Here is a 10,698-nt window from a genome sequence, read left to right on the forward strand (position 1 = left end):
GTGGGCGAACGCACGCAGAACGTTCGATGGCGTCGCGACCGGGTGGCTGTGCAGGTCAGCGGGGCTGTGGGGGCCTCTGCGGGGTGCTGCGGCGGTTCCGGTCGCGTCCGCGCCGCGGGGTACCGTGAGGCGTGACCGAGCAGAGCCCCGCAGCCGTCGCGCGCGAGCGCGCCACGGGATCCGGTGCTCGCTCCGGGTCGGCCGCGTCGAGCCCCTCCGGCGGCAGCGGCCCCGGTCCCCGACCGTCGGCGCCTGCGGCAGGTCAGCCGTCGCGCGATGTCGGCACCCCCGCCGCTCCGGCCACCCCCGCGCCGGACCGACCGCCGACCGCCTGGGAGCAGACCACCCGGCGGCCCCCCACGACGATGCTGCGCGCCGCCGTCCGGCCCCGGATGCTCCTGCTCCTGGTCCTCCTGCTCGCCGCGGCGGCCCTCTGTGCGCGCCTCGGCGTCTGGCAGCTGGACCGCGCGCAGGTGCACGGCGCCGCCGCCGCGGCCCGGCACACCGCCGAGCTGGTGGCTGCCCCCGCCGTCCCGCTGGCCGACGAGCTCGCGCCGCAGACGACCTTCACCGGCGACCTCGTCGGCCGCAAGGTGTCGGTGACCGGCACGTACGACGCGACCGGCCAGCTGCTGGTGACCGGCCGCGCGCACGACGGGACGACCGGGTTCCTGGTCCTCACGCCGCTGCGGACCGACGACGCGGTCCTGCCGGTGGTCCGCGGCTGGGTGGCGACGCCCGCCGACGCCGATGCCCCGCCCGCCGGCACCGTCGACGTCACCGGGTACCTGCAGGCGTCCGAGGAGGCCGGGACCGGGGTCGCCGACGGGCGCACCGACGCGATCAGCTCCGCCGAGCTGCTCAACTCCTGGGGCGGCCCGATCTACACGGGCTATCTGGTGGTCTCCGTGTCCGACCCCGCGCAGGCCCCGTCCGTCGTGCTGCTCGACCCGCCGACCAAGCCCGGCGCGGGGCTCAACATCCAGAACCTCGCCTACGCCGCGCAGTGGTGGATCTTCGGCGCGTTCGCGGTGCTGCTGTGGCTGCGCCTGGTCCGCGACGAGGCCAGGGGATCAGGCCCGGAACCGGAGCCTGCGCCTGAGCGGGGTGCCGGGACCCGCGATCCCTCGGCGGCGTGACGCGCGACCCCAGGGATGCACGGATGGATGCAGGATCCACCGGCGTCACGCCGTGGGACCTGCATCCAAGGCCGCATTCTCAGGCCCGGGCGGACGGTCGGTCTCAGACCAGCGGCGGCCGGCGGCGAAGCGCCTTGACCTCGCGCCGCTTCTGCTCGCCCTGCACCCGGCGCACCTGAGAGCCCCGGCTCGGGCGGGTGGCGCGGCGGACGGGCCCCGGGGGAGCCAGGGCGTCGTCGAGCAGTGCGTGCGCCCGGGCGAGGGCGGCCTCGCGGTTGCGCAGCTGCGACCGGTACTCCTGCGCGCTGAGGGTCAGCAGCTCGCCGCGCAGCCGCCCGGCCAGGCGCGCGAGCACGCGGTCCTGCTGGGTCGGGCTGGTCCACGCGATCCGCGCGAGGTCGACCGTGAGCTCCACGCGCGAGTCGGTCGTGTTGACCGACTGACCGCCCGGGCCGCTCGACCGGGAGAAGCGCCACGCGAGGGCATCGTCGGGAACGACGACACCCCCGCGCAGCACCAAGGGACCGGTCATCTCAGTCGTGCTGCCACGAGTGCCACAGCGCCGCGTAGTCGCCGCCGGCCGCGACCAGCTCGTCGTGCGGGCCGATCTCGGTGATGCGACCGGCGTCGACCACCGCGACCCGGTCCGCGTCGTGCGCGGTGTGCAGGCGGTGGGCGATGGCGACGACCGTCCGGCCGGCGAGCACCGCCGACAGGGACCTCTCCAGGTGCCGGGCCGCGCGTGGGTCGAGCAGCGAGGTCGCCTCGTCCAGCACCAGCGTGTGCGGGTCGAGCAGGACGAGCCGGGCCAGCGCGATCTGCTGCGCCTGCGCGGGCGTGAGCGGCGCGCCGCCCGAACCGACCTCGGTGGCCAGCCCCTCGGGCAGGGCCTGCACCCACTCCCACGCGTCGACCGCCCGCAGCGCGCGCTCGAGGGCGGCCGGGTCGGCGTCCTCCTGCGCGAGCCGCAGGTTGTCCGCGACCGTGCCGACGAACACGTGGTGCTCCTGCGTGACCAGGGCGACGTGCCCGCGCAGCTCCTCGAGCGGCAGGTCCACCAGTGGCACGCCGCCGACCGTCACCGTGCCGCCGGTGGGCGGGTGGATGCCCGCGAGCATGCGGCCGAGCGTCGACTTGCCGGCGCCCGACGGCCCGACGACCGCCAGCCGCTCGCCGGCCGCCAGGTCGAGGTCGATCCCGTGCAGCACGTTGTGGCCCTCGCGGTACGCGTAGGTCAGGTCCCGTGCCGCGATGTCCTCGTCGGTCGGCGTGCCGTCGCGGGACGTCCGGTCGGGCTCGACCAGCTGCACCCCGACGATGCGCGCGAGCGACGTGGCGGCCACCTGGATCTCGTCGATCCAGAAGATCAGCTCCCACACCGGCCCGGTGATCTGGTACGTGTACAGGACGATCGTGGTGACCGCGCCGACCGTGACCTGACCCTGCGACGCGAGGTAGCCGCCCCACAGCAGCACGGCAGCCGGGGCGAGGACGAACGCCCCGTCGATGCCCGGGAACAGGATGGTGCGCAGCCGGAGCGTCGCCTTCTCGGCGGCGAACGCCTCGCGCAGGTCGTCGTCCACACGGGCCGACCGGCGTCGGCCGAGCCGCAGGGCGTCGACCGTGCGGGCGCCCTCGACCGACTCGGTGATGGTGCCGTTGAGCGTCGCGTACGCCGCCGACTCGCGCTGGTAGGCCGGCGTCGCGCGCTTGAGGTACCAGCGCACGAGCGCCACCAGCGTGGGGACGCCGATGAACATCGCGATCGAGACGAGCGGCGAGATCACCACGCACGCGACGATGGTCAGCGTGATGGTCACCACGGCGACGATCACCCGGGGCACGCCGAAGCGCACCGCGTGCTGCAGCTTGTTCACGTCGTTCGTGGTGCGCGCCACCAGGTCGCCCGTGCCGGCGCGCTCGACGGTGGACAGCGGCAGGGCCGTGACCTTCTCGATGAACTCCTCGCGCAGCTCGGCGAAGACCTCCTCGCCGAACACCATCGACTGGCGCTGCGCGAACCGGATGATCACAGTCTGCGCCAGCACCGCCACCGCGCCGATCGCGATGAGGGTGTTGACGTACCCGACCGTGGTGCCGTCGTTCACGGCGTCGACCAGCATGCCGAGGATCCACGGGCCGGCCAGGCCCGCGGTCGCGGCGAGCGTGTGCAGCACCGCGATGGTGGTCAGCGGCCGACGGTGCTTGCGCATCAGGAGGCCGGTGTAGGCCCGCACGGTCGCCGAGTCGGCGATGGGGAGCTTCACGACTGTCCTCCGTTCGTCTGCTGTGCCATCAGTTCCTGGTGCAGCCGCTCGTCGTCCGCCAGGTCCTCGACCGCGCGGTTCTCCAGCGACTCCTCGTCCATCTTCCGTCCGACGACGGCCCGGTAGGCGCGCGCCACCGACAGGTCGTCGGCGCCGTGCTCGAGCAGCTCGTCGTGCGTGCCGCGCGCGCGGATGACGCCGTCCTGCACGAACGCCACCTCGTCGACGTGGTCCAGCACGAGCGGGCTCGCGGTGACCACCAGCGTGGTGCGCCCGCGGCGGACCTCCGCCAGTCGGGCCGCGATCCGCGCCTCGGTGTGGGCGTCGACCGCGCTGGTCGGCTCCACGAGCACGAGGATCTCCGGGTCGATGAGCAGCGCGCGGGCCAGCGCGACGCGCTGGCGCTGGCCGCCGGACAGCGACCGGCCCTTCTCGGGCAGCTCGCCGGCCAAGCCGTCGGGCACCGAGTCGAGCACGTCGTGCGCGTCGGCCGTGGCGATGACGCGCAGGAGGTCGTCGTGCGTCGCGTCGCCCCGGACGTCGAGCTCGTGCTCGAGCAGGCCGGAGAACAGGTGCGGGGTCGCCTCGGCGACGACGATGCGCTCGCGCACCGCGTCCTTGTCCAGGTCGGCCAGCAGCACGCCGCCCAGCCGGACCGGGGTGTCCTTCTCGGCGTCGTCGTCGAACCGTCCGAGCCGCGTCGCGATGGCAGCGGACTCGTCGGGGTCGGCGCTGACCAGCGCGATCACGCGCCCCGGCTCGAGGCGCAGGTCGCTCACCTCGTCGACCAGCGGGACGTGCGGGTCCGGGACAGCGGCCGTGCCCTCGGTCGCGCCCGTCGCGGGGACGACGCGCAGCACCTTGACCACCTTGGTCGCGCCGATGTGTGCGCGGGTGGCGGCCTGCAGCATCTGCGTGGCGTTCTGCACCGGCCACGAGAGGAAGGCCGCGAACCCGTAGGTGGAGACCAGCTGGCCGGGCGTGATGGTGCCCGCCAACGCCATGTGGGCACCCAGGTAGAGCAGCGTGATCACGAACGCGCCGGGCAGCAGCACCTGCAGGGCGTCGAGCACCGACTGGGTCTTGGCCACCTCGACGCCGCGGCGCCGCGTCTCCTGCGACTGCGCGCGGTAGCGCCCCGTGAACACGCCCTCGCCGCCGATCCCGCGCAGGATGCGCAGGCCCGAGACCGTGTCGGCGCCCAGGGTGGTCAGGCGGCCCGACGCCTCGCGCTGCGCCGCCTGCCGCCGCGAGAGCGGCTTGACCAGCAGGCCGAGGATCGCCGCGACGGTGGGCAGGCCGAGGACGACGACGAGTCCGAGGGGCACCGAGACCCGCAGCATGAGGACCGCGACGATCCCGTACGCCACCAGGCTGCCGAGGAAGTGCGCGGCCAGGGCGTAGACCTCGCCGATGCGCAGCGCGTCGTTGGCGACGGCCGAGACGACCTCACCGGTGGGCAGCTCCTTGGTGATCGCGTGCCCGGACCGGGACACCGTCCTGCCGACCAGCTGCGAGGAGGTGAAGGCGGCGCGCAGCCAGTTCGCGATGTCGTACCGGTGGCCGATCGCCGACGTCGTGATGACCACCGCGCCGAGCCCGAGCAGGGTCGCGCACGCGCGCCACAGGTCGGGCCCGAAGCCGCTGGTGAGGCCGTCGTCGATCGCGTGTCCCACGACGTACGGGGTGAACGCCTGTGCGGCGAACATCACGATGCCCAGGCCCACGGCGGTCAGGAGGATGCCCCACTGGCGACCGGCGAGCCACCAGAGCAGCGCCGAGGGACCGCTCAGAGGCGGTGTACCGGGGTCGTCGAGGGGGAGGGAACGCATGAGGGGCAACGTTACGTGGGGGTACTGACAGGCATCGAACCGTTTTCCGTGACCCCGGACGCGGGACGGGGAGGGTGCGCGCGCCGACTACCCTGAGGGCGTGACGCAGACGCCTGACCCGGCCGCCACCACCCACCGCCCCGTGCTCGTCGTCGACTTCGGCGCCCAGTACGCCCAGCTCATCGCGCGCCGCGTGCGCGAGGCCAACGTGTACTCCGAGATCGTGCCGCACACGGCGTCGGTCGCGGACCTGCTGGCCAAGGACCCCGCGGCGATCATCCTGTCCGGCGGGCCGTCGTCGGTCTACGCGACGGGTGCCCCGTTCGTCGACCCGGCGCTGTTCGAGGCCGGGGTGCCCGTGCTCGGCATCTGCTACGGCTTCCAGGCCATGGCGGCCGCGCTCGGCGGGACCGTCGCGCAGACCGGGCAGCGCGAGTACGGCGGGACGGCCGTCGAGGTGACGTCCGCCGGCACCGTCCTGGCCGGCAGCCCGGACCAGCAGACCGTGTGGATGAGCCACGGCGACGCGGTGCACGCCGCGCCCGAGGGCTTCGAGGTGCTCGCGACGTCGGCGGGGAGCCCCGTCGCCGCGTTCGAGGACCGGGCCCGCCGCCTGTACGGCGTGCAGTGGCACCCCGAGGTCAAGCACTCCCCGCTGGGTCAGAAGGCGCTCGAGAACTTCCTCTACGAGGGCGCCGGGCTGGCCGCCGACTGGAACGCCGGCAACGTCGTCGCCGAGCAGGTCGAGAAGATCCGCGCGCAGGTCGGCGACGCCCGGGTGATCTGCGGGCTGTCGGGCGGCGTGGACTCCTCCGTCGCCGCGGCACTGGTGCAGAAAGCCGTGGGCAGCCAGCTGACCTGCGTGTTCGTCGACCACGGGCTGCTGCGCTCGGGCGAGGCCGAGCAGGTGGAGAAGGACTTCGTGGCCGCCACGGGCGTGGAGCTCAAGGTGGTCGACGCGCGGGAGCGGTTCCTGCACGCGCTGGCCGGGCACACCGACCCCGAGACCAAGCGCAAGATCATCGGCCGCGAGTTCATCCGCGTGTTCGAGGACGCGGCGCGCGACATCGTCCAGCACAGCGACGACGAGGTGAAGTTCCTGGTGCAGGGCACCCTGTACCCCGACGTCGTCGAGTCCGGCGGCGGCGAGGGCGCGGCGAACATCAAGTCCCACCACAACGTGGGCGGGCTGCCCGACGACCTCCAGTTCGAGCTGGTCGAACCACTGCGCACCCTGTTCAAGGACGAGGTCCGCGCGGTCGGCCTGGAGCTCGGCGTGCCCGAGGCCATCGTCTGGCGCCAGCCGTTCCCCGGCCCCGGCCTGGGCATCCGGATCATCGGCGAGGTCACGGCCGAGCGCCTCGACATCCTGCGCGCGGCGGACGTCATCGCCCGCGAGGAGCTCACGAGGGCGGGGCTCGACCGCGACATCTGGCAGTGCCCGGTGGTCCTGCTCGCCGACGTGCGGTCGGTGGGTGTGCAGGGCGACGGCCGGACCTACGGGCACCCGGTCGTCCTGCGGCCCGTGTCGTCCGAGGACGCGATGACCGCCGACTGGACGCGCCTGCCGTACGACGTGCTGGCGACGATCTCGACCCGGATCACCAACGAGGTGCCCGAGGTCAACCGCGTCGTGCTCGACGTGACCAGCAAGCCGCCGGGCACGATCGAGTGGGAGTGACCGGCGACCATGACGAAGGAGATGCAGGCGTGAGCGAGACGGTGACGGGCGTGGACCCCTGGGTGCGCAAGGCCGCGGGGGCCACCAAGCGCTACCGCGTGCTCGCGTGGATCACGGGCACGATGCTGCTCCTGCTCTGCCTCGAGCTGATCCTCAAGTACGTGTTCCACGCGAGCGGGGTCGACGCCTCCGGGCACCCGAACCCGGTGATCGGCGCTTGGGTGGCCTACGCGCACGGCTGGATCTACGTCGTCTACCTGGTCACGGTGTTCGACCTCTGGTCGAAGATGCGTTGGCGCCTCGGCCGGCTGGCGACGATGGCCGCGGCGGGCGTCGTGCCGGCGATGTCGTTCATCCTCGAGCGCAAGGTGCACGCCCAGGCCCTGGCCCGCATCGAGGCCGCGGGTGGCGCACGCGGGTGACATGTCCCGGATCATGACCGACCGTCCCGTTCGCGCGGTTACGGTGTGCCCGTGCTGATCGTCCACGTGTCCGACTGCTACGCGCCGCGGACCGGCGGGATCGAGTCGCAGGTCGGCGACCTGGCGGCCCGACAGGTCGCGGCCGGCCACGAGGTGCACGTGCTCACGGCCACCCTCGGCGTGGGCGGCGAGCGCGGCGGCGTGGTGGACCTCGAGGACGGGGTCCACGTGCACCGGCTGGGCGCCCGGCTGCCGTTCGACCTGCCGGTCAACCCCGCCGGGCCGCGCCTGTTCCGCGAGGCGTTCGGCGCCCTGCGGCCCGACGTCGTGCACGTGCATGCCGGCGTGCTCTCGCCCTTCGCGTACGACGGGGCGCGGATCGCCCTCGACGCCGGCGTGCCGACCGCGATCACGTGGCACTGCATGCTCGACGGCGTCGTCGCCCCCCTGCGCACGCTGGTCCAGCGGACCGGGTGGAAGCGCACGCCGGCCGCGTTGAGCGCGGTCAGCCACGCGGCGGCGGCACGGGTGCGCGACGTGTTCGGCACGGACGTGACCGTGATGCCGAACGGGCTCGACCTCGACGCCTGGGCGCCCCGGACCTTCTCCGAGGGGCGCGGGCGCCCGGGCGAGCACGGGCCGCTCCGGCTGGTCTCGACGATGCGCCTGGCCCCCCGCAAGCGGGCTGTGCCCCTGGTCGAGCTGGTGGGCACGGCGGCGCGGCGCCTGCCGCCGGACCGGGTGCGCCTCTCGATCATCGGCTCGGGGCCGGCGCAAGGCCGCGTGCTCTCGGCCGTGGCCGGGCAGGGGCTGCAGCACGTGGTCGAGCTGCGGGGCCGGCTGACCCGGCCGCAGGTACGGGCTGCCTACGCCGACGCCGCCGTGTTCCTCGCCCCCGCCGAGCTCGAGGCTTTCGGCATCGCGGCGCTCGAGGCGCGCACGGCCGGCCTCGCGATCGTCGCGCGGCGCGGCACCGGCATCGAGGAGTTCGTCGAGGACGGCGTGGACGGCCTGCTCGTGGCGGACGACGCGGAGATGTCGGAGGCGATCGTGCAGCTCGCCCGCGACAACCGCCTGCTCGAGGGCATGCTCACGCACAACCGGGCGGTGCGGCCGCGGTTCGGCTGGGACGACGTCCTCGGGGCCGCCGAGGCCGAGTACGCCCGGGCGCGGACGAACGCGCACGTCTGACGCATTTCACCCCTTATCTCCCCTAGAGTCGTTGCCGTTGGGCGCTTCTGTCATGGGCCGCGCGCGGCCCACCGGGTCCAGGGTTCCGGACCCGTCCTGTGGGGGGTTCGGAAGGAGAGACATGACGACGACAACGGGAAGCTCGAGGTCGGTCCGCGTGCTCGGGCTGATCACGATCATCTTCGGGATCATCTTCATCATCGCGGGCGGCGTGACGTGGGGTGCGGTGGCCAGCAACCTGGCGGCCGAGAAGATCACGGTGTCCGAGGACGCGAAGGCCTTCGGCGGTCAGCTGGTCGACACGCCGTGGGAGGCCTGGTTCCAGGCCGACATCATCAACACGCACGCGCTCGAGGCGTCGGGCGGCAAGACCTATGCCGAGCTGGCCCAGGACGACCCGAAGCGGCAGACGGTCATGACGGCGTCGTTCCTGCGGGCGTCGCTGTTCACGTCGGTGGTGGCGTTCGGGGTGGCGCTGCTGGTGGTCGGCATCGGCGTCGTCTTCATCCTCATCGGCTGGGCGCTGCGCCGGGCGGCCGCGCTCGTCGGCACGGCCGTGGACCGCGCGGCCCCGACGACGGCTACCCCCGACCCCGTCGCCTGACGCACGACGACGCCCGAGGATCCCCTCGAGCGTCGTCGGACCGCACCGGACGTCCGAGCAGAGGTGGGGCAGGGGCCCCTTCTGCCCGGACGTCCTGCGTCAGCGCCGGGCGTTGCGCGCGCCGCTGACGATCGAGCCCACCAGCAGGGCCGTGCCCGCGACCGCGAGCAGCACGATCATCGCGAGCTGCAGGTCGATCGCCACGCCGGCCGCCCACGCCAGCAGCCCGACGCCGATCGCGGCGATCACGAGGCCCCAGACGACGGTGCCCACCCGGAGCCGGCGACGGGGCGGCGTGACGGGGGCCACCGGAGCGGCCGGCTCGCCGACGGGGTCGACGCGGTCCGCCGGCGCGTAGGCCGCCGTCGGCCCGGCGTAGGCCGTGGCGGTCGGGTCGACACCGGCCGCCGGGTAGGCGGACGTGACGCGCTCCGGCCGGTCGGTCGGTGCGTAGAGCGCGCCGATCGGCGACGTCGGGGCAGACGCCTCGGTGGCCGCGATCGGCGCGGCGGCCTCGGCCGGGACCGGCTCCTCGACACCGCCGGCGCTCGTCGCTCCGACCGGCAGCGGGCGCGTCTGGTCGGTCGGCAGCACCGTGGTGTCGGTGTCGCGCTCGACCTCGTCGACTGCCGACTCCTCGACGGGGAGGACGACGGTGTCGTCGGCTGCCGTCTCCTCGACCGGGAGCGCCGCGGTGTCGTCGGCTGCGGCCTCGTCGGCAGCGGCTTCCTCGACCGGCAGCACGGCCGTGTCGTCGGCGGCGGTCTCGTCGACCGGGGTCTCCTCGATCGGCTGCACGGCCGTCTCGTCCTCCGCCGGGCGGGGGGTCTTCTCGGTGGGCATCAGTTCTCCTCGGTGATCGTGACGTCGCCGGCGCCGACCTGGACCTGCAGCTGGAGCTGCGGGTCGCCGCCGCCGAGGGTGCCGGTGGTGAACGAGCGCTGGCCGAGGCCGACGCCGTTCTGGCTCTTCTGCTCGCCGTTGACGTCCCAGAGGACGCTGCCGGCGCCGAGCTCGACGTCCGCGCTGACGGTCGCGTCGCTCGGCACGATGACGGTGAGGTCGCCCGCGGCGAGCGAGACCGGGACCTCGAGGGTCTGGGAGGTCATCGGCACGTCGGTCAGGTCGATCGTCACGTCGCCGAAGCCCATCGACCAGCCGTCGGCGGCCTCGGTCCGGGTGGTCGCGGTGACGTCACCGGAGGCGGCGAAGTCGTGCCGACCCTCGGCCGTCCAGATCCAGTGGTTGTTCTGCACCACGCCGACCGGCACGGCCACGAGGATGCCGACCACCGCGAGGCCGCCCAGGCCGCCGCTGGTCCGACCGCGCAGGCCCGACACGATGATGCCGAGGCCGCAGAGCACGATGCCGATGCCGAGGGTGGTGAGGCCGACGGGGCCGGTGAAGTCGCCCGAGCGCTCGGCGATGAGCAGCACCGCGAGGCTGAGCAGGGTGAGCGCGACGACCACGCCGACCGTGCCGACGCCGGCACCCGGGGTGCGGGGACGCGGCGGGCGCGGGGGCTGCGGGGGCCGGGGCGTGCGCGCCGGGGGCGCAGGGGG

The 10,698-nt window shown here is 74.1% G+C and carries 10 protein-coding genes; 5 read left to right on the forward strand and 5 right to left on the reverse strand.

What is annotated here, in order from left to right; all coding sequences use genetic code 11:
* Positions 1–131: 131 nt before the first annotated feature.
* Positions 132–1,139 carry an SURF1 family protein gene (locus AB5970_RS16300; protein WP_370505001.1) on the forward strand — a complete coding sequence of 336 codons (1,008 nt, stop codon included), beginning with the start codon at positions 132–134 and terminating at the stop codon, positions 1,137–1,139.
* Positions 1,140–1,242: 103 nt separating this feature from the next.
* On the opposite strand, the gene arfB is transcribed toward AB5970_RS16300, so the two are convergent.
* The 3 genes from arfB to AB5970_RS16315 are packed head-to-tail and all read right to left on the reverse strand — an operon-like array spanning position 1,243 to position 5,238.
* Entirely contained in the window at positions 1,243–1,671 is a 429-nt protein-coding gene (gene arfB, locus AB5970_RS16305; RefSeq protein WP_370505002.1) for an alternative ribosome rescue aminoacyl-tRNA hydrolase ArfB, read from the reverse strand.
* Position 1,672: 1 nt separating this feature from the next.
* On the reverse strand, positions 1,673–3,406 hold the full coding sequence (locus AB5970_RS16310) for an ABC transporter ATP-binding protein (protein WP_370505003.1): 1,734 nt from the start codon (positions 3,404–3,406) through the stop codon (positions 1,673–1,675).
* Positions 3,403–5,238 carry an ABC transporter ATP-binding protein gene (locus AB5970_RS16315; protein ID WP_370505004.1) on the reverse strand — a complete coding sequence of 612 codons (1,836 nt, stop codon included), beginning with the start codon at positions 5,236–5,238 and terminating at the stop codon, positions 3,403–3,405. Before AB5970_RS16315 ends, AB5970_RS16310 begins: the two co-directional genes overlap by 4 nt.
* Before the next feature lie 100 nt (positions 5,239–5,338).
* On the opposite strand from AB5970_RS16315, the gene guaA reads away from it, so the two are divergent.
* The 4 genes from guaA (at position 5,339) to AB5970_RS16335 (ending at position 9,136) form a co-directional block, all read left to right on the forward strand.
* Positions 5,339–6,919: a glutamine-hydrolyzing GMP synthase gene (gene guaA, locus AB5970_RS16320; protein ID WP_370505005.1), complete on the forward strand. Its 1,581-nt coding sequence runs from the start codon at positions 5,339–5,341 to the stop codon at positions 6,917–6,919.
* A 29-nt stretch (positions 6,920–6,948) separates the two neighbouring features.
* A complete protein-coding gene (locus tag AB5970_RS16325) occupies positions 6,949–7,341 on the forward strand; it encodes a DUF3817 domain-containing protein (protein WP_370505006.1) in 393 nt (130 codons plus the stop codon).
* A gap of 51 nt (positions 7,342–7,392) precedes the next feature.
* A complete protein-coding gene (locus AB5970_RS16330) occupies positions 7,393–8,532 on the forward strand; it encodes a glycosyltransferase family 4 protein (protein ID WP_370505007.1) in 1,140 nt (379 codons plus the stop codon).
* A 121-nt stretch (positions 8,533–8,653) separates the two neighbouring features.
* Positions 8,654–9,136 carry an aromatic ring-opening dioxygenase LigA gene (locus tag AB5970_RS16335; protein ID WP_370505008.1) on the forward strand — a complete coding sequence of 161 codons (483 nt, stop codon included), beginning with the start codon at positions 8,654–8,656 and terminating at the stop codon, positions 9,134–9,136.
* Between the two features lie 99 nt (positions 9,137–9,235).
* Here the strand turns inward: AB5970_RS16335 and AB5970_RS16340 are convergent, their stop codons facing one another.
* Both AB5970_RS16340 and AB5970_RS16345 read right to left on the reverse strand, forming a co-directional pair.
* Positions 9,236–9,979 carry a hypothetical protein gene (locus AB5970_RS16340; protein ID WP_370505009.1) on the reverse strand — a complete coding sequence of 248 codons (744 nt, stop codon included), beginning with the start codon at positions 9,977–9,979 and terminating at the stop codon, positions 9,236–9,238.
* The coding region (locus AB5970_RS16345) for a LiaF domain-containing protein (protein WP_370505010.1) at positions 9,979–10,698 on the reverse strand (720 nt) is incomplete at its 5' end. The genes AB5970_RS16340 and AB5970_RS16345, both read right to left, overlap by 1 nt.

The sequence above is a fragment of the Cellulomonas sp. ICMP 17802 genome (assembly GCF_041295535.1).
GTDB lineage: Bacteria > Actinomycetota > Actinomycetes > Actinomycetales > Cellulomonadaceae > Cellulomonas.